The sequence below is a fragment of the Sulfitobacter sp. SH22 genome (assembly GCF_965641905.1).
In the GTDB taxonomy this organism is placed as follows: Bacteria; Pseudomonadota; Alphaproteobacteria; order Rhodobacterales; family Rhodobacteraceae; genus Sulfitobacter.
The window spans coordinates 2,735,955-2,757,625 of the sequence record NZ_OZ282573.1; the positions used below are offsets into that span (position 1 = coordinate 2,735,955).

Annotated in this window: 24 protein-coding genes; 9 read left to right on the forward strand and 15 right to left on the reverse strand. The window is 57.9% G+C overall.

Annotated features, from left to right (window positions below; translation table 11 throughout):
* Window positions 1–4: 4 nt before the first annotated feature.
* Both ACSQ13_RS15445 and ACSQ13_RS15450 read right to left on the reverse strand, forming a co-directional pair.
* Complete coding sequence (locus tag ACSQ13_RS15445; protein ID WP_176251041.1) at window positions 5–718, reverse strand: GNAT family N-acetyltransferase; 714 nt, start codon at window positions 716–718, stop codon at window positions 5–7.
* Window positions 715–1,434, reverse strand: coding sequence for a competence/damage-inducible protein A (locus tag ACSQ13_RS15450; protein ID WP_176251042.1), 720 nt, complete (start codon window positions 1,432–1,434; stop codon window positions 715–717). Before ACSQ13_RS15450 ends, ACSQ13_RS15445 begins: the two co-directional genes overlap by 4 nt.
* A 48-nt stretch (window positions 1,435–1,482) precedes the next feature.
* On the opposite strand from ACSQ13_RS15450, the gene sfsA reads away from it, so the two are divergent.
* Entirely contained in the window at window positions 1,483–2,187 is a 705-nt protein-coding gene (gene sfsA / locus ACSQ13_RS15455; RefSeq protein ID WP_295510516.1) for a DNA/RNA nuclease SfsA, read from the forward strand.
* A 60-nt stretch (window positions 2,188–2,247) separates the two neighbouring features.
* Entirely contained in the window at window positions 2,248–3,063 is an 816-nt protein-coding gene (map, locus tag ACSQ13_RS15460) for a type I methionyl aminopeptidase (RefSeq protein ID WP_176251044.1), read from the forward strand.
* Here map and pssA read toward each other — a convergent pair.
* The 4 genes from pssA to ACSQ13_RS15480 all read right to left on the reverse strand — a co-directional run bounded on the left by pssA (window position 3,060) and on the right by ACSQ13_RS15480 (window position 6,324).
* Window positions 3,060–3,821, reverse strand: coding sequence for a CDP-diacylglycerol--serine O-phosphatidyltransferase (gene pssA, locus ACSQ13_RS15465; RefSeq protein ID WP_176251045.1), 762 nt, complete (start codon window positions 3,819–3,821; stop codon window positions 3,060–3,062). The genes map and pssA overlap by 4 nt on opposite strands.
* Window positions 3,822–4,487 carry a phosphatidylserine decarboxylase gene (locus ACSQ13_RS15470; RefSeq protein ID WP_176251046.1) on the reverse strand — a complete coding sequence of 222 codons (666 nt, stop codon included), beginning with the start codon at window positions 4,485–4,487 and terminating at the stop codon, window positions 3,822–3,824.
* Window positions 4,488–4,567: 80 nt separating this feature from the next.
* The gene (gene rsmD, locus ACSQ13_RS15475) at window positions 4,568–5,119 is read right to left on the reverse strand and encodes a 16S rRNA (guanine(966)-N(2))-methyltransferase RsmD (RefSeq protein WP_295510521.1); all 552 of its coding nucleotides are present in this window, start codon (window positions 5,117–5,119) and stop codon (window positions 4,568–4,570) included.
* Window positions 5,116–6,324, reverse strand: a complete 1,209-nt coding sequence (locus tag ACSQ13_RS15480) for an NAD(P)/FAD-dependent oxidoreductase (RefSeq protein WP_295510523.1) — start codon at window positions 6,322–6,324, stop codon at window positions 5,116–5,118. Before ACSQ13_RS15480 ends, rsmD begins: the two co-directional genes overlap by 4 nt.
* 95 nt (window positions 6,325–6,419) lie before the next feature.
* Here ACSQ13_RS15480 and ACSQ13_RS15485 point away from each other — a divergent pair, with 95 nt between their 5' ends.
* Window positions 6,420–6,908 (forward strand): peroxiredoxin, encoded by a 489-nt coding sequence (locus tag ACSQ13_RS15485; RefSeq protein WP_176251049.1) that lies wholly within the window; start codon window positions 6,420–6,422, stop codon window positions 6,906–6,908.
* 77 nt (window positions 6,909–6,985) lie between these two features.
* On the opposite strand, the gene ACSQ13_RS15490 is transcribed toward ACSQ13_RS15485, so the two are convergent.
* From ACSQ13_RS15490 to ACSQ13_RS15505, 4 genes are read right to left on the reverse strand one after another with little or no spacing between them, the layout of a single operon-like run.
* Window positions 6,986–7,291 carry a 4a-hydroxytetrahydrobiopterin dehydratase gene (locus ACSQ13_RS15490; protein WP_295510526.1) on the reverse strand — a complete coding sequence of 102 codons (306 nt, stop codon included), beginning with the start codon at window positions 7,289–7,291 and terminating at the stop codon, window positions 6,986–6,988.
* Complete coding sequence (locus ACSQ13_RS15495; protein WP_295510528.1) at window positions 7,288–8,475, reverse strand: GNAT family N-acetyltransferase; 1,188 nt, start codon at window positions 8,473–8,475, stop codon at window positions 7,288–7,290. The genes ACSQ13_RS15490 and ACSQ13_RS15495 overlap by 4 nt, the downstream gene beginning before the upstream one ends.
* Before the next feature lie 50 nt (window positions 8,476–8,525).
* Window positions 8,526–9,287, reverse strand: a complete 762-nt coding sequence (locus tag ACSQ13_RS15500) for a glycerophosphodiester phosphodiesterase family protein (protein ID WP_295510531.1) — start codon at window positions 9,285–9,287, stop codon at window positions 8,526–8,528.
* Complete coding sequence (locus ACSQ13_RS15505) at window positions 9,284–9,742, reverse strand: RidA family protein (protein ID WP_176251053.1); 459 nt, start codon at window positions 9,740–9,742, stop codon at window positions 9,284–9,286. Before ACSQ13_RS15505 ends, ACSQ13_RS15500 begins: the two co-directional genes overlap by 4 nt.
* Before the next feature lie 191 nt (window positions 9,743–9,933).
* On the opposite strand from ACSQ13_RS15505, the gene ACSQ13_RS15510 reads away from it, so the two are divergent.
* Entirely contained in the window at window positions 9,934–10,668 is a 735-nt protein-coding gene (locus tag ACSQ13_RS15510; RefSeq protein WP_295510534.1) for an MlaA family lipoprotein, read from the forward strand.
* Window positions 10,669–10,707: 39 nt separating this feature from the next.
* Here ACSQ13_RS15510 and ACSQ13_RS15515 read toward each other — a convergent pair whose 3' ends face one another.
* Window positions 10,708–12,918: a transglycosylase domain-containing protein gene (locus tag ACSQ13_RS15515; RefSeq protein ID WP_176251055.1), complete on the reverse strand. Its 2,211-nt coding sequence runs from the start codon at window positions 12,916–12,918 to the stop codon at window positions 10,708–10,710.
* Window positions 12,919–13,173: 255 nt separating this feature from the next.
* Here ACSQ13_RS15515 and ACSQ13_RS15520 point away from each other — a divergent pair, with 255 nt between their 5' ends.
* Window positions 13,174–13,512 carry a P-II family nitrogen regulator gene (locus ACSQ13_RS15520; RefSeq protein ID WP_005851080.1) on the forward strand — a complete coding sequence of 113 codons (339 nt, stop codon included), beginning with the start codon at window positions 13,174–13,176 and terminating at the stop codon, window positions 13,510–13,512.
* A gap of 26 nt (window positions 13,513–13,538) precedes the next feature.
* Entirely contained in the window at window positions 13,539–14,840 is a 1,302-nt protein-coding gene (locus tag ACSQ13_RS15525; protein ID WP_176251056.1) for an ammonium transporter, read from the forward strand.
* Window positions 14,841–14,991: 151 nt separating this feature from the next.
* On the opposite strand, the gene ACSQ13_RS15530 is transcribed toward ACSQ13_RS15525, so the two are convergent.
* The 3 genes from ACSQ13_RS15530 to smpB all read right to left on the reverse strand — a co-directional run bounded on the left by ACSQ13_RS15530 (window position 14,992) and on the right by smpB (window position 17,652).
* Window positions 14,992–16,176: an aromatic amino acid transaminase gene (locus ACSQ13_RS15530; RefSeq protein WP_295510546.1), complete on the reverse strand. Its 1,185-nt coding sequence runs from the start codon at window positions 16,174–16,176 to the stop codon at window positions 14,992–14,994.
* Window positions 16,176–17,030, reverse strand: a complete 855-nt coding sequence (gene sseA / locus ACSQ13_RS15535) for a 3-mercaptopyruvate sulfurtransferase (protein ID WP_176251058.1) — start codon at window positions 17,028–17,030, stop codon at window positions 16,176–16,178. The genes ACSQ13_RS15530 and sseA overlap by 1 nt, the downstream gene beginning before the upstream one ends.
* A 133-nt stretch (window positions 17,031–17,163) precedes the next feature.
* The gene (smpB, locus tag ACSQ13_RS15540) at window positions 17,164–17,652 is read right to left on the reverse strand and encodes an SsrA-binding protein SmpB (protein WP_176251110.1); all 489 of its coding nucleotides are present in this window, start codon (window positions 17,650–17,652) and stop codon (window positions 17,164–17,166) included.
* A gap of 169 nt (window positions 17,653–17,821) precedes the next feature.
* Here smpB and ACSQ13_RS15545 point away from each other — a divergent pair, with 169 nt between their 5' ends.
* A complete protein-coding gene (locus tag ACSQ13_RS15545) occupies window positions 17,822–18,505 on the forward strand; it encodes an SGNH/GDSL hydrolase family protein (protein ID WP_295510548.1) in 684 nt (227 codons plus the stop codon).
* 178 nt (window positions 18,506–18,683) lie between these two features.
* On the opposite strand, the gene ACSQ13_RS15550 is transcribed toward ACSQ13_RS15545, so the two are convergent.
* A complete protein-coding gene (locus ACSQ13_RS15550; RefSeq protein ID WP_176251060.1) occupies window positions 18,684–19,502 on the reverse strand; it encodes a sulfotransferase family protein in 819 nt (272 codons plus the stop codon).
* Between the two features lie 156 nt (window positions 19,503–19,658).
* Between ACSQ13_RS15550 and ACSQ13_RS15555 the strand changes: the two genes are divergently transcribed.
* Window positions 19,659–21,236: a DUF5928 domain-containing protein gene (locus tag ACSQ13_RS15555; RefSeq protein WP_176251061.1), complete on the forward strand. Its 1,578-nt coding sequence runs from the start codon at window positions 19,659–19,661 to the stop codon at window positions 21,234–21,236.
* A gap of 9 nt (window positions 21,237–21,245) precedes the next feature.
* Complete coding sequence (locus tag ACSQ13_RS15560) at window positions 21,246–21,626, forward strand: histidine triad nucleotide-binding protein (RefSeq protein WP_295510551.1); 381 nt, start codon at window positions 21,246–21,248, stop codon at window positions 21,624–21,626.
* The last annotated feature ends 45 nt before the right edge of the window (window positions 21,627–21,671 follow it).

Sequence of the window (21,671 nt, forward strand, 5' to 3'; positions counted from 1 at the left end):
TCCTTCAATCAGGGGATTGGCGGTAATGATAGTCGCCCACATGGGCAAAGCCTAGCCCTTGATACAGCCGGTTTGCAGGCGCATTTTCCTTTGTGCAAAGAACCGCCAGATGGGTCGCCCCACGGGCCTGCGCCCACAGTGCCGCGCGGCGCATCATCCATTTTGCGACGCCCATGCCGCGCTGGTGTTCCAGCACCTCGACGGCATGAACCATGCACACCCCGTCGTGGATCGCGGCAAAAGCCACACCGCCGGGCTTTTCCTTCCAGCGCGACAAGATTGCTGTCTTTTGCGCGGCGCGGCGCATCACGTCGATGCGGGCCGGACCGATGCCGCCTTTGGCCCAAATCTCGAGCATGATCGCCAGCGGTTCCCATATCTCGAAGGCGGTCACCGGCGGGATCGGCACATCGGTCAGCTTTTCAACGGGCAGGACATACATATTGACGGGATCGATGATCTCATAGCCGCGCGCTGCCAGTTCGGCGTCCAGCGCTTCATCGCCTTGCCGGATCATGAAAAGCGGCGTTTGCCCCAATGCGCGCATGGCGGCTTCGGCAACTCCGATATCGGCATCATCGGCCACACGCGTCGCGGCCGAAGCACGCTTGCCCCCGCCTTGACCATCGCGCAAGGTCCAGCCGTTTTCTGTCCAACGTCTTGCGGCGGGCCATGTCTGGTCAACACCTTCGTACAGCTGTGGAATATCAGGCGTCATGGAAAAGCGGCCTCCAGAGTTTTCACGGCGGCGTCGATCTCGGCCTGAATACTGCCACGGATCACGATATGCGCACCGTATTTGCCGTCTTTTTGAAACGGATACGACCCGATCGACAGGGCTGGATAATCCTTGGCGATCTGCCCCAATGGCCCCGCGATATCGCCTTCGCCCCGATCAATCCGTAGGGTTGCGCTGATCAGGGGGGCACCGCCAGTCAGGGTGGGCAGAACCGACGCGACCATCGCCTCGAACACAGATGGAACGCCCGCCATCACATGCACGTTCTCAAGCTTGAAACCGGGTGCTGATGAAACGGGGTTGTCGATCAAAGTCGCATCATCGGGGATGCGGGCCATGCGCAACCGCGCCTCGTTCAGGTCGGTCCCTGACCGGGCGTAATGGGCTGCCAGAATTGCGCGGGCATCGTCGCGCACGTCGATATGTTTGCCAAAGGCCGCCGCGATGCAATCAGCCGTAATGTCGTCATGCGTCGGACCGATGCCGCCGCTGGTAAACACGTTATCATAGGCTTTCGACATGGCCTGAACGGCTGCAATAATCGTGCCGTGTTCATCGCCGATCACGCGGACCTCTTTCAGGTCGATCCCCACACTGGTCAATTGCCCTGCAAGATGGTGCATGTTGCTGTCGCGTGTGCGCCCGGACAGGATTTCATCGCCGATGACGATCATAGCTGCGGTGGGGTTTGGCATTGGCCTGTCTCCTTGAGGGGGCTGTGATAGAGGTATAGGTCACACCCTATGCGCTTTCAAACTGAACTTGTCCCCGCCTGCCTGATCCGCCGCTACAAACGGTTTCTGGCCGATTGCACGCTTGACGATGGCCGCGAGGTCACGGCCCATTGCGCGAACCCCGGATCAATGATGGGGCTGGCCGAACCCGGCATGCGGATATGGCTGGAACCCAACGACGATCCCAAACGCAAGCTGAGCTATGGCTGGCGGCTGGTTGACCATGAAAACGGGCATTTCACCGGCGTTGATACCGCGCTGCCCAACCGCGCGGTCAAAGCGGCCTTGATGGCGGGGCTGGTGCCGGCGCTGGCGCAATACGGCACCGTCAGACCAGAGGTGAAATACGGTGAAAATTCGCGGATCGATTTCCTTTTAACGCAGGCCGGTTTGCCCGACGCCTATGTGGAGGTGAAATCAGCGACCCTTTCGCGCACCCCCGGCTTGGTGGAATTCCCCGATAGCGTCACCGCCCGCGGTGCCAAGCATCTGAACGAGTTGGCCCGGATGGCCGAATTGGGGCACCGCGCCGTTTTGCTGTATTTGGTACAGCGCACGGATTGCACTGCGTTTTCCGTGGCCGCCGATATTGACCCGACCTATGCCGCCGCTTTTACGGCTGCCCGCGCCGCTGGGCTGGAAACATTGATCATTAGCACCCATATATCCCCCGAACAGGTCACTTTAGGCACTGAGTTACCCCTAAAGGGTTGACCTACACTGGCCCTTGGACCATCCCGAACGAAACAGTTTAGACCTACGGAGATACCGGTGATGAATGAACACCGAGGACGCCAGACAAAAGACGGCATTCGCATTTACGACCCATCGGATTTTGCAGGTATGCATGCCGCCGGCAAACTTGCCGCGCAGATTCTTGATGATATCGCCGCGCATGTTTTCGTTGGTCAAACCACAGGGGCCATCGACGGCCTGATCACCCAGATGGTCGAGGACGCAGGTGCCAAATCTGCCACGATCGGCTATAAGGGCTATCAGCATGCCAGCTGTATTTCGATCAACCACGTTGTCTGCCACGGCATCCCCGGTGACAAAAAGCTGAAAGACGGCGACATCCTGAACATCGACGTTACGGTGATTGTGGATGGCTGGTTTGGCGATACGTCCCGGATGTATGTCGCAGGCAAACTGGCCCGCAAGGCCGAGCGTTTGATCGAAGTCACTCATGACGCATTGATGCGCGGCATCGAAGTCGTCAAGCCCGGCAACACCTTCGGCGACATCGGCCACGCGATCCAAAGCTTTGTCGAAAGCCACCGGATGAGCGTTGTGACCGATTTCTGCGGGCATGGTCTGGGCCGCGTGTTCCACGCCCCGCCAAACGTACTGCACTATGGCCGCCCTGGCACCGGGGCCGTTCTGGAACCGGGCATGTTCTTTACCATCGAACCGATGGTGAATCTGGGCCGCGCCGAAACCAAGGTGCTGGCAGATGACTGGACGGCGGTCACCCGCGACAAATCGCTATCGGCGCAGTTTGAACATTCCATCGGTGTGACCGAAACGGGTTTCGAGATTTTCACCCTGTCGCCCGCCGGAAAATTCCATCCGACCTATTCGCAAGATTAAGCTTTGCGTTTGGCCAGCTTGAGTTCAATCACGGCCCACAAGACGCTGCCCGCATAGGCAAAGCAGCAGATCACAAGTGTGGTCCAGGGAAAGCTGACCAAACAGGCGATAAAGCCGGTAAAGAAGATCAGGAAATAGGTCACGTTGCTGCGCGAAAAGCTGACCGATTTGAACGACCATGTCGGGATGCGGCTGATCATGACCCAACCGACCAGCACGATGTACAGGCACGCCAGTAGATCCGGCATCGCGGCACCGGGGCCGAACGCATAGGGCAGATAGATCGGAAGCATCACCAGCATTGCGCCCGCCGGCGATGGCACGCCAGTAAAATACCCGCCATCGTCCAACGTGGTTTTGGTACGCGAATCGACGTTGAACCGTGCCAGACGCATCACGCAGCAGATTGCGAACACCAAAACGGCAAGCCAACCCGCACGGTAGGAATCCTGCAGGCCCCAGAAATACACCACCAAGGGGGGAGCCACGCCAAAGTTGACGAAATCCGCGAGGCTGTCCAGCTCGGCGCCGATTTTGCTGTCGCTGCCCAGATAGCGTGCGGCGCGCCCGTCCATGCCATCCAGAATACTGGCCAGCGTGATCAGAAACACCGCCAATGCGAATTTACCCTCGGCCCCGAAACGGATCGCTGAAATGCCTGCGCAAATCGCCGCAATGGTCAGCATGTTTGGCAACAACTGAAGCAATGAAAACTCAGCTTTCGCTTTTTCTGTGGGCGCGGGGGTTTGTTCAGTCATTTACGACAGCTCTGCCAAGACGGTTTCGCCAGCCACCATTGTCTGGCCAATGCTGACCTTGGGTTCGACACCTTCGGGCAGATACACATCCACACGCGACCCAAAGCGGATCAAACCGAAACGCTGACCTGCCTGCGTATGTGCGCCGGGCGTGGTAAAGCAAACAATGCGCCGCGCAACGAGGCCCGCAATCTGCACCACAGCAATGTCGCGGCCATCGGCCATCTTGATCCGCAGGCTGTTGCGTTCGTTATCCTTGCTTGCCTTGTCCAGCGACGCATTAAAGAACTTGCCGGCGCGATAGGCGATGTCAGTGATCTCGCCTGCGACCGGCGCGCGGTTCACGTGACAGTTAAACACGTTCATGAACACGCTGACGCGGGTCAGCGGCGTGTCGGCCATGCCCAGCTCTGCCGGGGGAACGGCAGGTTCGATCAACGAAATAATACCATCGGCGGGGCTAATCACCAGATTGTCGCCCTTGGGTGTCACACGTTCAGGATCGCGGAAAAAGTAATAGCACCAGACGGTCGCCCCAACGCCGATCCAGCCCAGAAAATCGGCCAGCAGGAACAGGACCAAGGTGATCGCGGCAAAGATCGCGACAAACTTGCGCCCCTCGGGGTGCATTGGTTTGATGAACGTACTGGTCATACTTAGGCTCATGGGGGCATCTTTCCATTGGAATAATTGACTAGCTCATAGGCGCAAGCGGGGAAAATGCAAAGCCTGAACAGGTTTTTCGGTTAGGTCACGGTCAAAAGGGTAATCCAGGTATCGCCATATTTTCTTTTGTCGATCCGCGTGAACCCGTCGGGCGGGTCCATCGCGGCACTTTCCTCCCAAACGATCATCGCGTCTTTGGCAAGCCAGCCACCGGCCAGCGCTTTGACCAATGCGACCTGCCCCATCCCTTTGCCATAGGGCGGATCAAGAAACACCAGATCAAAGGGCGCTGCAATCCAATCGCCAAGCGTGGTGGCATCCGACCGCGTCAACGTCGTTTCGCCTTCGGCCCGCAGTTTCTTGATGTTCTCGGTGATCAACTTTTGCGCCACACGCCCGTTTTCAACGAACACCACTTCGCGCGCGCCCCGCGACAGGGCCTCAAGCCCCAATGCGCCCGTGCCAGCAAACAGGTCCAGAACCCGTGCGTTGTTAATGACGTTAAACGATGCCAGCATCGAAAACAGGCTTTCGCGCACACGGTCGGATGTCGGGCGCAGATGCGCGTCGTCGTCGCCGCGGCCGACCTCGGCCAGCCTTGTGCCCCGCGATTTGCCTGCGATGATCCTCATGCTTTCAGCAATGCTTTCAAATCGGTATCGGGGTTCTCGATCAGCTCCGGTGCGGGGGATTTTCCGGCCTCGATCAGACGCCGCCCGATCATGAACCCGCGCGGATCATTCATGGCATCCACGGCCAGCAGTTCGCTGCCCTTGTAATACCAGAACGCGACAGAATCTGCGTCCGTGCGGCGGGTGATGACCCGGTCATATCCGGTATTCAGACCCGCAATTTGCAGTTTCACATCATATTGATCCGACCAGAACCACGGTTTTGCCACGTAATCCTTGTCAGCCCCCATGATGTTTTCCGCAACACATTCCGCCTGATCAATGGCGTTCGGCACCGATTCAAGCCGGATACGGCCACCGCGATACGGGAATGACGCGCAATCGCCCGCAGCCCAGACATGCGGTGCCGATGTGCGACCGTGGCTGTCGGTCTTGATGCCATTGTCGATCTCGATCCCTGCGGCTTGGGCAAGGTCGATACCGGGGGCAATGCCGACACCGACGATCACGAAATCAACGGGCAGTTCCGACCCGTCCGACAGGTGCGCGGCGGTGACATGTGTGTCGCCGATCAGACGCTCAAGACCTACGCCTTCGCGGATATCCACGCCGTGGGACCGATGCAGATCACGGAAAAAATCAGAGGTTTGCGGGGCCGCGACACGCTGCAAGATACGGTCGCCCATTTCAACCAGGGTCACGTTCAACCCCAGCTTGGCCGCGACCGAAGCGGCCTCCAGCCCGATATATCCCCCGCCGACGATCAACACGCGCGCCGCTTTGGTGAACCGCGGTGCCATGGCATCCACATCGGTCAGATCACGTACCACATGCACGCCGTCCAATGCACCGCCAATGCTGGCAGGCAGGCGGCGCGGGACCGATCCGGTGGTCAGCACCAGATCATCATAGGCCATATCGGCACCATTTACCCGAATGGTCTGGGCGGCCGTGTCGATGCTGTCGACATGGGTGCCAAGCCTCAGATCAATGTCATATTCGCCATAGAAACTTTCGGGGCGCAGAAACAAACGCTCTAGCGTCATGTCGCCCAGCAGGTAGGCCTTGGACAGGGGCGGGCGTTGATAGGGGGGCACGTTTTCGGCACCGATCAGGGTCACTTTACCGTCAAAGCCGGAATTGCGCAGCTTGGCCACACAAGAGGACCCGGCCTGCCCCGCCCCGATCACAACAACATGTCCCATCCTATGCCCCTAACTTGAAAAAACCGGTTTCCTGCCCGCGCCCGAAGCCTATATCTAAGCAAGAGACAAACGCAATGACACGAAAGGTCACATATATGACGATTTCTCAAGGTGATATGCTGCCGGATGCCACACTGATGCAAATGGGCGCTGACGGCCCCGCGCCTGTCCAGATGGCCGACAAACTGAAAGGCCGCAAAGTTGTGGTATTTGCGGTTCCCGGCGCTTTCACACCGACCTGCCATTCGGCGCATGTGCCCAGCTTTATCCGCACCAAAGACCAGTTTGACGCCAAAGGCGTGGACGAGATCATTTGCGTATCCGTCAACGACCCCTTTGTCATGCAGGCATGGGGCGACGCGACAGGTGCTTCTGCTGCGGGCATCACAATGCTGGCCGATGGCAATAGCGCCTTTACCAAAGCGATCGGCATGGATTTCACCGCCGAACCTGTTGGCCTGATGGCGCGGTCCAAACGCTATGCGATGCTGGTGGATGACGGCAAGGTTGCGCTGTTCCAGGCCGAGGAAAGCCCCGGCATGTGCGAACTGTCCGGCGGCGAGGCGCTTTTGGACAACATGTGATCTGTACCACCCGTTAAAATGCAAAACGCCGCCCCGTAACGGGCGGCGTTTTTGTTTCCTGCGGGGTGCCGGCGCTATTAGCTGGCAGGGCCCATCAACCCGTCCATCTTGCGGGCCAGCTTGGCATCCAGCGCGCTTAGGCCATCCACATCATGGGTCGTCAGCGTGACGACCACCCTGCCATACACGTTTTCCCACTCGGGGTGGTGGTTCCATTTTTCAGCCCAGATCGCGGCGCGGGTCATCCAGCCGAATGCGTCGGCAAAGTCGTTGAACTTGAATGTCTTGACGATTGCATCCCGCCCGTCGACCATTTCCCAGCCTGTTGCAAACAACGGGGCAAGGACGGTTTTGCGGGTCTCTTCGCTTAATTTTTCGCTCATTGTTGTTCCTCGATATTGGGGCGTTTAAAGGGGCCGTATTCTGTCAGTATCTCGATCTCTTCGTCCACGGCGGCGCGTTCCTGACGCAGGTAATCGCCCACTGCGCGGGCAAACCCCTGATCGCGCATCCAGTGCAGTGACCAAGTTGCGGTGGGCAAATAGCCGCGCGCCAGTTTGTGTTCGCCTTGCGCACCGGCCTCTACGGTTGCCAATTTCATGTCGATCGCGATGTCGATTGCGAGGTAATAGCACAATTCGAAATGTAGGAACGGGTGGTGCTCGCGACACCCCCAGTACCGACCATATAACGCATCAGCCCCGATAAAGTTCAGCGCACCCGCGACCCATCGCCCGTCGCGCCGCGCCAACACCAAGGCCATATCATCGCGCAAGGTTTCCTGGGCAATGTCGAAAAACTGGCGAGTCAGATACGGGGTGCCCCATTTGCGCGCACCGGTGTCTTGGTAGAATTCCCAGAACGCATCCCAATGTTCAGGTTCGATCTGGTCACCGGTGAAGGTTTCAATCGTTCCGCCAAAGTCTTGCGCTTGCTGGCGTTCTTTGCGGATGTTCTTGCGCTTGCGTGAACTGAGCGTGGCAAGGAAGCCGTCAAAATCATCATATCCGTGATTTTGCCAGTGAAACTGCTGGCTCTTGCGTGCCATCAGCCCCAACTCCTCTGCCGCCATGGCCTCTGCCTCGGTGCAGAATGTGATGTGCAGCGATGATAACCCGTTGGTGTCGGTCAATTGCACAGCGCCCTGGATCAACGCGGCCACGCCTGCATCCTCGAACCCCGGACGGGTCAGAAAACGGCGGCCCGTGGCTGGGGTATGCGGCACCGCAATTTGCAGTTTCGGATAATACCGGCCACCCGCACGTTCCAGCGCATGAGCCCAGCTGTGATCAAAGATATATTCGCCCTGACTGTGGGATTTGGCATACATGGGTGCCACGCCAACCATCTGGCCGCCAATGGACGCGGTCAGGTATTGCGGCTGCCAGCCCGTACCGGGGCCGACGCTGCCGCTGTCCTCCATCGCGGACAGAAAGCGGTAGGTGGTGAACGGGTCATCGGGCCGTGCGCCATCCGTGGCTTCTGGGCAGGCACAGGCATCCCATTCGGCCTGACCGATATCGGAGATCTTGGGGAATATTCTGATTTCGACTTCTTGTGCGCTCATTCGGGTATCCCGGTTGCCATGGGTCTAATCTGTGGCCAAAGCGCCGGGGTTCAAGCGGGGCGCACCGCGTCGTAGCCCTCGAATGTGATATTATCGGCGTATTGCCGCGCTGTCGTTTCGATTTCAGTGCTTCGGACTGTCCAGCAGCATACCATCGCGCCGGTCTTTCGCAGGTCGGCCACGCGGGGGCGTGACAGGTCGTCGACCTCGTGACTGATAAAGGACGCGCCAGACCGGCCGTAATCAGGTATCTCGCGCAGGTGGTCGCAGGTGGCCTTGGACAGCGGCCAGTCGGCATAGCGATAGGCACTGGTCACGATCCCACGCGTCAGATCGGGCGCAAGCAGCGCCATGCGCGCGACCGAATGGGGGTTGAACGACATGACCGCCACATCACCGGCATAGTCGTGCAGCGCGCGGGCTGTTGCGACTTCCAGCGGGCCGATGGCATCGCCCATTGCGCCGTCCTGATCCTTGATCTCGACCAGCAGCGGGACGCGCCCGTCGATCAATGACAGGATTTGCGGCAGGGTCTGAATGGTGTCTGTGCCACCTTTCAGCTTGATCTGCGCCAGCGCCTCTGCGGTGCGTTGCTGGATGGGGCCGGATTCAGCCGTCAGCCGGTCGAGGGCGTAGTCATGAAACACCATCGCCTGACCGTCCGAGCTAAGCTGGACATCCAGTTCAATCGCATAGCCACGTTCCACCGCGGCACTGAACGCGGCCGGGCTGTTTTCAGGCCGGCCCGCGTTCAGATCATGAAAGCCCCGGTGGGCAAACGGGGCTTTTACAAGCGCAGCTGGAAAGGTCATTTGATCTCGAAGATGCCTTCGATTTCGACGGCAACACCCAAAGGCAAGGATGCCGCAGACACCGCAGAGCGCGCGTGCCGCCCCGCATCACCCAATGCTTCGACCAAAAAGTCGGACGCGCCGTTGATCACTTTGGGCTGATCGGTGAAATCAGCGGTAGAGTTCACAAAACCGGTCAGCTTTACCACACGCACAAGGCGTTCAATATCCCCACCACAGGCAGCTTTGACTTGGGCCAACAGGCTGATCGCGCAGGTTTTCGCGGCGGCGGCACCGGCGGCCACATCCATTGTATCACCCAGTTTGCCAAGGATCAGACCGTCAGGACCGTTCGAAATCTGGCCGGAAATATAAACGATATTCCCCGTTTTGACGAAAGGAACATAGTTGGCCGCTGGTGCGGGCGCGTCTGGCAATGTGACGCCAAGTTCGCTGAGACGGTTGGAAATGCTCATGGGGTTCTTCCTTTGAGGTCAGATGTATTTGCGGCCTACGTTAACGCCCTGCCAGCCAAACTGAAAGGGGGCAAAAAAGTCATAAAACAAAAGCTTTCGAAGGCTGGATACCGCCCCTCAAAGATATGTTGCTAATCGCATGTGCTGTCCGCATAAGGTGCAGAATTCTTATCGGCACAAAGGGGGCTGCTATGGTTAATTTTTCTACGGCACCCAAGGTTTTGCGGAACTTTACGGTGTGCGTTTTGGTTGCTGGCCTTGCCGCGTGTGGCAGTGCCGCGCGTGTGCAGCCGACAGGCATCAATGACCCGCACGAGCAAAGCAACCGCAAGGTGCATGCCCTGAACAAGCAAGTCGCGGGTTCCGGCAAGGGCGGCGGCTTGGCCAAGGCTGTGCCCAGCGAATTCCAGACGGTTATTCACAACGTTGCCGAAAACATGGCGATGCCGCAGGTCGCTGTGAATTCGTTCCTTCAGGGTGACGTCACAGGTTTCGGACTGGCGACATCGCGGTTTGCAATCAACACGGTCCTTGGTTTTGCAGGCGTGGTTGACGCGGCCAGCGCATTCAAAGTGCCAGAGCACGACACCGATTTCGGCGAAACGCTGTATGTTTGGGGCGTCGGCGAAGGCCCGTATTACGAATTGCCGATCATCGGCCCCTCGACACGTCGGGATGTGGCAGGTCGCATCGTTGATCTGTTTACCAACCCGCTGTCCTACACGCTGGAAAGCCCCGAGAAATATGTGGGCACCGTGACCGGCCTTGCCGATCGCGTGTTCACAAAAAGCCGTCGCAGCGACGCGATCGCTGACGCGGTGGATGGCAGCACCGACAGCTATGCGCAGGCCCGCCTGAACTATCTGCAAAACCGCCGTTTTGAACTGTCACAGCCCACGGGCACAATGCGCCCTGACGCGGACTAAGCCAGCAGGCGCGGCTTGATCCGCCGCGCGTCTGCGGGGTTAGCGATCACCGGCTTTTGAATTGCCACCGCCACCACCTGACGCACCACCGCCAAAGATGTCACGCAACACCTGATCAATCAGACTGATCGGATTTTGCGGCTGTGACACCGGGGCAGGTCTGTTGTCTTGGGCCTGCGATACGTCAGCTACGGAAGGTGCCGGCATGATCATCGGCAAAGGTCGGACAGGCAATCCTTCGTGGACCCGCTCCATGACCTCTTTCCAGATCTCGGTCGGCAGGCCGCCACCCGAGACACCTGTTAGCGGCGTGTTATCGTCATAGCCCATCCAGATGCCCGCCACATAATCGGCAGAGAACCCGATGAACCACGCATCACGGTTGGCTTGGGTTGTGCCGGTTTTGCCCGCCAGTTCACGCCCGCCAAACTGCGCCCGCTTGCCAGTGCCCTCGGACACGACCTTTTCCATCATATAGACCAGCTGAAGCGCCGCATCTTCCTGGATCACCCGTTCACCGATGCCGCCGCCCGTGCCCATCAAGGGTTCGCTATCGCCCTGTAGCTTTAGATCAATCAGGCCATAAGGTTTCACCGAAGACCCCCCGTTCAGAATACCCGCATAGGCACCTGTCATCTCGAGCAGGGTACTCTCAGACGCACCAAGCGCCAGCGCGGGGCCTGCGGCCAGATCGCTTTTGATGCCGAATTGCGTTGCCACCTGACTGACCAGATCACGCCCGACGCTTTCGGACACTTTGACCGCAGGAATGTTCAACGATTCCTTAAGCGCGGTGGTCAGGGTCACATTGCCTTTAAAGCTGCTGGTATAGTTTTTGGGGCACCATTCGCCCGATCCCGGAATGTTCAGGCAATAAGGCGCGTCGTTGATCAGGTCATTCGGGGAATACCCCAGATCCAGCGCGGCGGCGTAAATGAACGGTTTAAAGGACGACCCCGTCTGGCGCATCGCCTGCGTGGCGCGGTTAAAGGCACCGGCAACCTTGGTTTTGCGCCCCCCCACCATGGCCCGCACGGCACCATCGGCAGACATTACCACAACAGCGGCCTGCGCCTTGGACCCGGCGCGCACCTTGTTGTCAAAGACCCAGTTCAACCCATCCTCGGCAGCACGTTGAATGCGCTGATCCAGGGTTGTTTTGATAATGACGTCTTCGGTGGTGTTACGGGTAAAAAATTCAGGGCCCGATGACATCACCCAGTCGGCAAAATATCCGCCCGCCTCGGCCTCGGCCGCTTCGGACAGTTCGGCGGGATGCGCGATCGCGTCATCCGCTTCGGCTTTGGTCAGGTAACCCTGACCCTGCATCAGGCGCACCACCGTGGCAGCGCGGTTTTGCGACCGGTCAAGATTGTTGGTCGGCGACAATGTGGTGGGGGCTGTCAGCAAACCGGCCAGCATCGCCCCTTCGGCAGGGCGCAAGGCGGATGCGGGTTTACCGAAAAACCGTTGTGCCGCGGCTTCGGCACCGAAGGCACCGCCGCCCATATAGGCACGGTTCAGGTAGATCGACAGAATATCATTCTTTGAATACTTCGCCTCCATCGCCATGGAGAACACTGCCTCCTTGGCCTTGCGCTTGAGCGATGAACGCCGGCATTCGGCTTCGTATTCTTTTTCGGTCTGGCCCGATGCCGTATCAAAGGGTTCGCCCAGACACAGCAGCTTGGCGACCTGTTGGGTGATCGTCGACCCGCCATGCCCCGAAAGCGGGCCACGGCCTTCGCTCAGGTTGATGCGCACGGCGGATGCGATACCGCGTGGCGATACACCAAAGTGGCTGTAGAACCGTTTGTCTTCGGTCGCGATGACCGCATTCTTTAGATGTGGCGACACGCTGGTGGCCGTTACAACGCCGCCGAACTGGTCACCCCGCCAGGCAAACACAGCACCGTTGCGGTCCAACATGGTGACTGATCCGCGCGCGCGTCCGTCCAACAGCGCCTCGAGAGGCGGCAAGGTTGTATAGAAATAGCCAACGGCACAGGCCAGAAGCAGCAGGGCGACAATTGCCACCCGCGAAACGATCTTCCAGATAAGACCGAAAATCCAACGGATAATCGCGCTGAAAAACCCCATGATACCGCCGCGCCGTACCGGGGCCTTGCGCGCTGGCTTGCGCCTTGCAGGTGCCTTTTTCGCAGGGGCTTTTTTGGCCGAAGCCGTCGCTTTGCCGCCATATCGCTTGTCAGCGACCAAAGGGCGCTTCCGCTTGGGTGAATCACTCATTCAGCTGCTCGCTCGACCGTTCTTTTTTTGCACTCTACCCTGCCTCGAGCTGATTGTTTAGCTTAGAGCGCTGTGGCGGCCATCAATTTTGTGTCTATTTTTTAATCGTTTTATTTTATTTGCCCACTTTTTAATCACAAACAGGGTTCCACGGCCCCGGCGCAGGCCCTTTGGGCTTCCTTATCCGGTCAGTCTCGCTCTTTTCTTCTCAGGTATCACGCAGGAAGAACCTGCATTCTAGAAGAGGGACTTTAGGTGAAACTCATCATAGCAACAATTAAGCCTTTCAAACTTGAAGAGGTCCGCGAAGCGCTGACCGAAGCAGGTGTGCGCGGGCTGATGGTAACAGAGATCAAGGGTTTCGGTGCCCAGTCTGGCCACACTGAAATCTATCGCGGCGCTGAATATGTCGTGAACTTTGTACCCAAGGTGAAACTTGAACTGGTCGTCGCCGATGCGCTGGCAGACCAGATGGTCGAAACCATTACCCGCACCGCCCACACCGGCAAAATCGGTGATGGCAAAATCTTTGTGCTCGACGTCGAGCAGGCCGTGCGTGTGCGCACCGGTGAAACCGGCGAAGACGCCATCTGACCCTTAATGCTTGAGGAAATGACGACATGAAATCACGAATTCTTCTTCCCCTGGCCGCTACAGCCGCGCTGTTGCCGACGCTGGGCTTTGCACAGGACGCCGAGTTTGCAAGCGCGTCCGAGACTGCATTCATCTTTAACACGCTGCTGTTCCTGATCGGGGGCTTCCTGGTCTTCTGGATGGCCGCCGGTTTTGCCATGCTCGAAGCGGGGCTTGTCCGCTCCAAGAACGTGACAACACAGCTGACCAAGAACATCGCCTTGTTCGCGCTGGCCGCGATCATGTACTGGCTGGTTGGCTATAACATCATGTATCCGGGCGATGCCTGGATCATTCAGGGTGTGTTCGGCACAATCGGCACCAAAGACATCAAAACCACGATCGACGCTGGCGGCTACTCCAATGCCTCCGACTTCTTCTTCCAGTTGATGTTCTGCGCTACCACAGCTTCCATCGTTTCGGGCACCTTGGCCGAGCGTATCAAACTGTGGCCCTTCCTGATCTTCACCGTCATCCTGACCGGCTTTATCTATCCGATCGAAGCAAGCTGGCAGTGGGGCGCAGGCTGGTTGTCTGACGCAGGTTTCTCTGACTTCGCCGGCTCAACTTTGGTACATGCGGCTGGTGGTTTTGCTGCCCTTGCAGGTGCCCTGATCCTTGGACCACGTATCGGCAAATACAAAGACGGCCGTGTTGTGCCAATGCAGGGTTCGAACCTGCCGCTTGCCACCTTGGGTACGTTTATCCTGTGGTTGGGTTGGTTCGGCTTTAACGGTGGTTCGCAGCTTGCAATGGGGTCGATGATCGATGCCGACGCTGTGGCCCAGATTTTCGCCAACACCAACATGGCCGCTGCCGGTGGTGCTGTTGCAGCGATGATCCTGACGCAGATCCTGTACAAGAAGATCGACCTTACCATGCTGCTGAACGGTGCGCTGGCAGGTCTGGTGTCCATCACTGCGGGTCCGCTTGACCCGACGTTGTTTGGTGCGCTTTGGATTGGTGCTGTTGGCGGTGTGATCGTAGTCTTCGCGGTTCCATTCCTGGACAAGCTGAAGATCGACGATGTTGTCGGTGCGATCCCTGTTCACCTGCTTGCCGGTTTCTGGGGCACCTTGGTGGTTCCGGTTTACACCGAAGGCACATCCTTTGTGACACAGATCATCGGCTTTGCCTCCATCGGTGCATTCGTCTTTATCGTGTCGACGGTTGTCTGGCTGATCTTGAAAGCCACCATGGGCATCCGCGTCACCGAAGAGGCCGAGATCATGGGCCTCGATGTATCGGAACTGGGTATGGAAGCGTATCCCGAGTTCTCGAAGAGCTAAAACCAAACGCCTTCGGGCACGCAAGAACCCGGGCGTCCGCGCCCGGGTTTTTTGTTTGTCCGGTGGATGGTTGGGCAAAAAAATAGCGCCGTGCTGGGAGACAGCGCGGCGCTATTGAGTATTTAAGAAAGGGTGAAGCGGTAAGAGTCGCTTAGATCCCTACGTCGATGATTGCCTTGGCGAGGATCGGGACGGTTTTTGCATTCAGGCCCGCGATGTTCATGCGGCTGTCGCCCACCATATAGATCCCGTGATCGGCGCGCAGTTTTTCAACCATTTCCGGGGTCGTACCGAGGCGCGAGAACATGCCGCGATGTTCGGCAAGGAAGCCGAAACGGTCTGATCCGGCAAGCCGCTGCAATTCACCGGCCAGTTGGCTGCGCAAGCCGAGCATGGTGTTGCGGATGTCTTCGAGTTCGGCCATCCAATCGGCGCGCAGGGCGTCGTCATTCAGGATCATGGTCACGATCCGCGCACCGTGGTCGGGCGGGAAGCTGAAGTTCTGGCGGTTGAGGAAGGCCAGGGTGCCCTGGTTCAGTTTCTGCGCCGATGCATCGGAGGAGACCGCCATCAATATGCCGGTGCGTTCGCGGTAGATGCCGAAGTTTTTGGAACAGCTGGCGGCGATCAGGCATTCCGGCACCGATGCGGCGACCTTGCGGGTTGCTGCGGCATCCACCTCAAGGCCATCGCCGAACCCTTGGTATGCGATGTCGATCATTGGCGTGGCACCGGTGTCGTGCAAAACCTTGATCACCTCGTCCCACTGGGCGGCATTCAGGTTTGCGCCGGTGGGGTTGTGACAGCAACCGTGCAGGAGGATCACGTCGCCCTTATGTGCCGTCTTGAGGTCCGCCAGCATGCCGTCGAAATCAACGCCGCGGGTTTCATCATCGAAATAGCGGTAGGGCACCACAGCCATGCCAAGGTATTTCAGGATCGACAGGTGGTTCGGCCAGGTCGGATCGGACACAAAGACCCGCGCATCGGGCCGTGCCATCTGGATCATTTCGAAGGCCTGACGGATGGCACCCGTGCCACCGGGGGTCGCGGCGGCAGCCACATTGGCGCGCGGCACGGCATCGCCAAGCACCATTTTAACCATCGCATCGCCAAAGGCCGGATCACCGGCAAGGCCGGTATAGCTTTTGCTGTCCTGGTTTTCCCAGATCCGGTGTTCGGCGGATTTGACCGCCCGCATGACCGGGGTCAGCCCTGATGCGTCCTTGTAGACGCCCACGCCAAGGTCGATCTTGGTGTCGCGGGGGTCGTCCTTGTACATTTGCATCAAGGTGAGGATTTTATCGGCGGGCTGCGCCTGCAGGTTTTCGAACATTATGCGTCTCCGGTCGCAACGGGCACTGTGGGGAACATCCCCCATTCGGCCCAAGATCCATCGTAAAGGGACCAGTTTTTATGGCCCATCAGTTCCAGTGCAAGGGCCAGAACCGCCGCTGTAATGCCCGAGCCGCAGCTGGTGATCACGGGGCGGGACAGATCAACGCCAGCGGCCTCGAAGGCGGCTTTCATCTGGTCCACGGATTTCATCGTTTTGTCTGCATTCAGCAGATCAGTATAGGGCAGGTTGCGCGAGCCGGGGATATGCCCGGGGCGCAGGCCTTCGCGGGGTTCCGGTTCATCACCGCGAAACCGGCCTGCGGAGCGGGCATCGACAATCTGCGGGTCTTTCAGCTTGGACGCCTGGGCCACCTGAGTGACATCGCGGACCAGATGGTTTTGGAAACGGACCGTCATGTGGCGATCGCGGGGGATCGGCGGCATGTCTTCGGTCTTGCGGCCTTCGGCGACCCATTTGGGCAGACCGCCATCCAGCACCGCGACGTTATCCTGCCCCATCAGTTTGAACAGCCACCACACACGCGCCGCCGACATCAGGCCAGCGCCATCATAGACCACGACCTGATGGCCGTCACCGATGCCCATGGCACGCATGCGCGACATGAATTTTTCAGCCGGAGGGACCATGTGCGGCAAATCCGACCGCGCATCCGAAATCTCGTCGATGTCAAAGAACCGCGCGCCGGGGATGTGGGCTGCGTCGTATTCCGCTTTGGGGTCACGGCACATGTCTGGCAGGTACCAAGAGGCATCCACAAGGCGCAGGTCGGGATCTTTGAGGTGTTGTGCCAGCCAGTCGGTTGAAACAAGCGTTTTCGGATCGTCGGACATGGGTCAGCCCCCTTTGAGAACAGGTTTTGTTATGCCTAACCCTGCAGGCGGGGGCAGGCAAGGGTTTGGCCGACCTATAGCGCTGCGAAAGGGCAGATCAGATGCTGTCTTGAGCGCCCGCCGGACCCAGCGGTCAGCCGTGGTCTTTCAACAGACGCTGCTTTTGACGCGACCAGTCGCGCTTGGCCTCTGTCTCGCGTTTGTCATGCAGCTTTTTGCCTTTGGCGATGCCGATCTTGATCTTGGCCATCCCACGGTGGTTGAAATACATCACCATCGGCACAAGCGTCATACCCTTGCGCTGCGTTTCATTCCACAGGTTCGACAGTTGCTTTTTCGACACCAGCAGTTTCCGGCGGCGGCGTTCTTCGTGGGTGAACGTCTTGGCCTGGCTGTAAGGCGCGATATAGGAATTCACCAACCACAATTCGCCGTCTTCGACAGTGGCATAGCTTTCCGCGATGTTGGCCCCGCCGTTGCGCAGCGATTTGACCTCGGACCCCTCGAGGATGATGCCGCATTCAACATCGTCGTCGATCGCGTAATCAAACCGCGCGCGGCGGTTTTCAGCGATGACCTTGTAATTGGGGTCGGACTTGGATGATGATTTTACCTGTGACATGTGCTTGATGTAGGCTGCGCTGGCCCCGCGTGCAAGATCAGCCGCACATCGTTTGGGATTGTCCACCACATCATCAGCGCTGTTTCCAATCCGAGAACTCAATTCCATAAAGTTGACAGGGTTTACCAATATTCAACTATTCAACGGGAAATAACGAAGGAGATATTTGATGCGCCGTTTCTGCACCCTGCTCAGCGTTGCCGTCGCAATGGTATTGTGTTCAGCTACGATGACCCAGGCAAAGGACCCGCTGCGCATTCTCGTGTTAGGCGATTCGTTCATGACGTCTCATGCGCAATCCGATCAGGCCGTACCGAATGTTCTGGCCAAGACATTGGGGGCCCAGGTGAAAAGCCGTGCAATCACGGGTGCGCGGTATCGCTATATGCTGCCCTTCTCGGGTGCGCTCGGGATGAACATATCAAAGCAATATCGCGACGGCCCCTGGGACTGGGTGGTGATCAATGGCGGCGGCAACGACATGTGGCTGGGCTGCGGCTGTATCCGGTGTGAACGCCGGATGAACAAATTGATCAGCCCGGACGGCACACGGGGTGAAATCCCGGCACTTGTGTCGAAAGCCCGCCGTGCGGGGGCGAAAGTTGCCTATGTCGGGTATCTGCGCAGCCCCGGCATGTGGTCTCCGATCGAGCATTGCAAAGGCGAAGGCGACGCCCTTGAGGCACGGATCGCGATGATGGCGCAGCGCGACGAAGGCGTCACCTTTATATCCCTGGCTGACATGGTGCCGACGGGCGACAGCTCGTTTCACGCGGCCGACATGATACACCCGTCTGCCAAGGGCAGCCGTGCCGCAGCCGCGCGTATTGCCCAAGTGCTTCAGACAAACTGAAGGCTGGGCTTTAGGCGGCGGGTAAAATGCAAAAATACGGCCGCCGATCCCGCGATAGGCCCTATCAGCGATAGAGCGGTTTGCGCCAAGGCAACCGCCCCAGATCCCTGTTCGCCCTGGGCAAACCGGAAAACGATGACCACTTTATGAATGGCGGCACGGTTAAGGATTATCGGGATCAGTCGCCTAGTTTGGCGTGAACCTCGTCAAGGTCGATTTCACCGATTGGCATCTTGTTGGCGGGATTATCAAAGTCGTATTTGAACAGCTCGAAATCACGCTTGTAAATTTCGCGCATCAAATGCATCGACAAGTCGTCAAAGTAATCCTCGACCGGATGGGCACGTTTCGGGCCATGGCCTTCGGATTCATTGAACCGCGGGATATCGGCCAAGGTTACCTGATGCGGTGTTTTGATCGCATCCAGTACTTCTTGCATGCCATTGTTAAAACTTTCGGTCCACACGATCTTGTCGTAGCTGCCACCGTTCACGATAAACGTGCTGACATGGCCCGCCTGACCTGACCAGTGAATGTCGGGGTCCATCGGCCTGCGCCAGCGGATGGTATCGCGCGCGAACAGCAAAAAACGGCGGAAGCTGGCGATCTGGTCGAACTCTTGCTTGCCATCGGCACCGCCGACCTCGATCCCGTATTTCTGAACCAACAGCGGCACAAGGTTCCCCCGATAGCGCTTGCCATTGCGCTGAATGCCGCAAATCTTGTCAAAGAACGAACTCAGGATCCGCGTGTAGGGGTTGCGCACACAGGTAAACGCATATGATCCGTGGCTTTGTACATTTCTGGCGATAGGCTCCTGCGAGTCCTCAAGCGCCCATTTGTGCATGCCAGACTTGGCATCGTGAATGTCGCCATCGAAAAATTCGCCATGATCCGAATAAAACATGATCTGCCCGATGGTCGAGCATGCGCATTTGGGTACCACACGGTACACAACGCTTTCACTTTCCGTCATCCACGTCCCTGGAAAACCCATATTCTGCTCGGCGTCCTTATTTTTTTACCATTTTTACCATAGTTTATGGCAACAGTTTGGCCTCTGGCCGAAAAAAGCAAATATTCGCGGTTTATTCAATCACTGATCGCCATTATCTACAGATCAGAAACAATACAAAGAGCAACCCCGTCACTCATGGCCAGAATCGCCTATATCCTGCTTTGTCACAAGGACCCTTCTGCAATTATCAAGCAGGCGGAGCGGTTGACGTCGTCTGGTGACTATATGGCGATCCATTTTGACGCCTCTGCCAAACCGGCAGAATTCGCCCAGATTACAGCCGCGCTTTCGGCCAACCCGAATGTCGCCTTTGCGCGCAAACGCATTCGCTGCGGCTGGGGCGAATGGTCTTTGGTGCAGGCCACGTTGAACGCCGTCGAAAGCGCCGTTGACGCATTTCCGCGCGCCACGCATTTCTACATGCTGTCGGGTGACTGCATGGCAATCAAATCGGCGGAATATACGCATAACTACCTTGACGATAACGACGTCGATTTCATCGAAAGCTTTGACTATTTTGAAAGCGACTGGATCAAGACAGGCTGGAAAGAAGAGCGGCTGATCTATCGCCACTGGTTCAACGAACGCACCCAGAAAAAACGCTTTTACTGGATGTACAATCTGCAAGAACGTCTGGGTCTGACCCGTGAAATTCCGGCAGATTTGCAAGTCCAGATCGGCAGCCAGTGGTGGTGTTTGCGGCGTCAAACCGTCGAGATGGTGCTGGAGTTCACCAAACGGCGCAAAGATGTCATGCGGTTTTTCCGCACCACCTGGATCCCGGACGAGACGTTTTTTCAGACAATCGTTCGGCACCTGATTCCCGAAAGTGAAATCCGGGCCCGCACGCTGACCTTCTTGATGTTTACCGATTATGGTATGCCGCTGACGTTTTACAACGATCACTATGATTTGCTCCTGGCACAGGATTACCTTTTCGCACGCAAAATCAGCAGCGAGGCAATGGACCTCAAGCGCCGGCTTGGCCTGCTGTACACGGCACAAGGCGTCGAATTCCAAATCAGCAACGAAGGGCGCAGCCTGTTCAACTTCCTCAGTGGGCGCGGCCGTATCGGACGGCGCTTTGCCACGCGGTTCTGGGAAACAGAAAGCACGTTGGGCCGCGAACGCGAATTGCTCATCGTTATCTGCAAAAAATGGCACGTGGCCAAACGTGTGCTGGAACGCATCCGCCAAACGACGAACCTGCCATCGATCGAATATCTCTTTAACGAGGAAAGCACCCCGCTCCCCGATCTTGGCGGCATTCAGAACACGCTGGGAAAACGCACACGGCACCGGCGGGCCTTGATGCGGATGCTTTTCGACTATTACGAAACCGACCGGCTGATCGTGTGTATGGACCCGGGCAATATTGATCTGCTCAACGACTTTGCCTCCGACCGGTCCGTGACACGTATCCTTGAAATCGAATGCCAGTTCTCGGATGATTATCTGGCAGGCCACGCGATGCGCGTTGGCCTCGCAGGGGAACGCACCTCCGAAGAAACGCTCGACCGGCTACTGCCCACAATCCGCAACGACATGACGTTTGAATCCGATCGCATCCGCGACGCGCAATTCGAACATTATACGCGCATGCGCGAAAATGCATCGACAGAAGAGAACGCGAGCGTCTTGGCCGCATTCCTTCAAATTCCGCAAGACAAGGCGCTTGAGATTGCCAAGACACATTATCTCTTTTCAGACTAAGGACACTCCATGGCCTACGCCTATGACGATCAAAACGTCTTTGCCAAAATCCTACGTGGCGAAATCCCCAACGACACGGTCTTTGACTCCGATCACGCGCTTGCGTTTCGTGACATCCAACCGCAGGCTCCCACCCATGTGCTGGTGATCCCCAAAGGCCCCTATGTCAGCTTCGACCATTTCGCCGCCGAAGCATCGGATGCCGAAATCGTCGGCTACATCCGCGCCATTTCCGAAGTCTGCAAATCCGAAGGGGTAACGCTCGAGGCGGGCGAAGGCTTTCGGATGATCTCAAACGCCGGCGCACATGGCGTGCAAGAGGTCCCGCATCTGCATGTCCACATCCTGGGCGGCCGCCCGATGGGTCGCATGGTAGCACGCGCAGACTAATCCCCCGCTTCTCTGGCTCAAAATATCCCGGGGGGGCCCGCAGGG

Excerpts from the sequence above, each read along its gene's own strand:
- ACSQ13_RS15445 (WP_176251041.1), bottom strand. The coding sequence starts at position 718 with ATGACGCCTGATATTCCACAGCTGTACGAAGGTGTTGACCAGACATGG.
- ACSQ13_RS15450 (WP_176251042.1), bottom strand. The coding sequence starts at position 1,434 with ATGCCAAACCCCACCGCAGCTATGATCGTCATCGGCGATGAAATCCTG.
- sfsA (WP_295510516.1), top strand. The coding sequence starts at position 1,483 with ATGCGCTTTCAAACTGAACTTGTCCCCGCCTGCCTGATCCGCCGCTAC.
- map (WP_176251044.1), top strand. The coding sequence starts at position 2,248 with ATGAATGAACACCGAGGACGCCAGACAAAAGACGGCATTCGCATTTAC.
- pssA (WP_176251045.1), bottom strand. The coding sequence starts at position 3,821 with ATGACTGAACAAACCCCCGCGCCCACAGAAAAAGCGAAAGCTGAGTTT.
- ACSQ13_RS15470 (WP_176251046.1), bottom strand. The coding sequence starts at position 4,487 with ATGAGCCTAAGTATGACCAGTACGTTCATCAAACCAATGCACCCCGAG.
- rsmD (WP_295510521.1), bottom strand. The coding sequence starts at position 5,119 with ATGAGGATCATCGCAGGCAAATCGCGGGGCACAAGGCTGGCCGAGGTC.
- ACSQ13_RS15480 (WP_295510523.1), bottom strand. The coding sequence starts at position 6,324 with ATGGGACATGTTGTTGTGATCGGGGCGGGGCAGGCCGGGTCCTCTTGT.
- ACSQ13_RS15485 (WP_176251049.1), top strand. The coding sequence starts at position 6,420 with ATGACGATTTCTCAAGGTGATATGCTGCCGGATGCCACACTGATGCAA.
- ACSQ13_RS15490 (WP_295510526.1), bottom strand. The coding sequence starts at position 7,291 with ATGAGCGAAAAATTAAGCGAAGAGACCCGCAAAACCGTCCTTGCCCCG.
- ACSQ13_RS15495 (WP_295510528.1), bottom strand. The coding sequence starts at position 8,475 with ATGAGCGCACAAGAAGTCGAAATCAGAATATTCCCCAAGATCTCCGAT.
- ACSQ13_RS15500 (WP_295510531.1), bottom strand. The coding sequence starts at position 9,287 with ATGACCTTTCCAGCTGCGCTTGTAAAAGCCCCGTTTGCCCACCGGGGC.
- ACSQ13_RS15505 (WP_176251053.1), bottom strand. The coding sequence starts at position 9,742 with ATGAGCATTTCCAACCGTCTCAGCGAACTTGGCGTCACATTGCCAGAC.
- ACSQ13_RS15510 (WP_295510534.1), top strand. The coding sequence starts at position 9,934 with ATGGTTAATTTTTCTACGGCACCCAAGGTTTTGCGGAACTTTACGGTG.
- ACSQ13_RS15515 (WP_176251055.1), bottom strand. The coding sequence starts at position 12,918 with ATGAGTGATTCACCCAAGCGGAAGCGCCCTTTGGTCGCTGACAAGCGA.
- ACSQ13_RS15525 (WP_176251056.1), top strand. The coding sequence starts at position 13,539 with ATGAAATCACGAATTCTTCTTCCCCTGGCCGCTACAGCCGCGCTGTTG.
- ACSQ13_RS15530 (WP_295510546.1), bottom strand. The coding sequence starts at position 16,176 with ATGTTCGAAAACCTGCAGGCGCAGCCCGCCGATAAAATCCTCACCTTG.
- sseA (WP_176251058.1), bottom strand. The coding sequence starts at position 17,030 with ATGTCCGACGATCCGAAAACGCTTGTTTCAACCGACTGGCTGGCACAA.
- smpB (WP_176251110.1), bottom strand. The coding sequence starts at position 17,652 with ATGTCACAGGTAAAATCATCATCCAAGTCCGACCCCAATTACAAGGTC.
- ACSQ13_RS15545 (WP_295510548.1), top strand. The coding sequence starts at position 17,822 with ATGCGCCGTTTCTGCACCCTGCTCAGCGTTGCCGTCGCAATGGTATTG.
- ACSQ13_RS15550 (WP_176251060.1), bottom strand. The coding sequence starts at position 19,502 with ATGGGTTTTCCAGGGACGTGGATGACGGAAAGTGAAAGCGTTGTGTAC.
- ACSQ13_RS15555 (WP_176251061.1), top strand. The coding sequence starts at position 19,659 with ATGGCCAGAATCGCCTATATCCTGCTTTGTCACAAGGACCCTTCTGCA.
- ACSQ13_RS15560 (WP_295510551.1), top strand. The coding sequence starts at position 21,246 with ATGGCCTACGCCTATGACGATCAAAACGTCTTTGCCAAAATCCTACGT.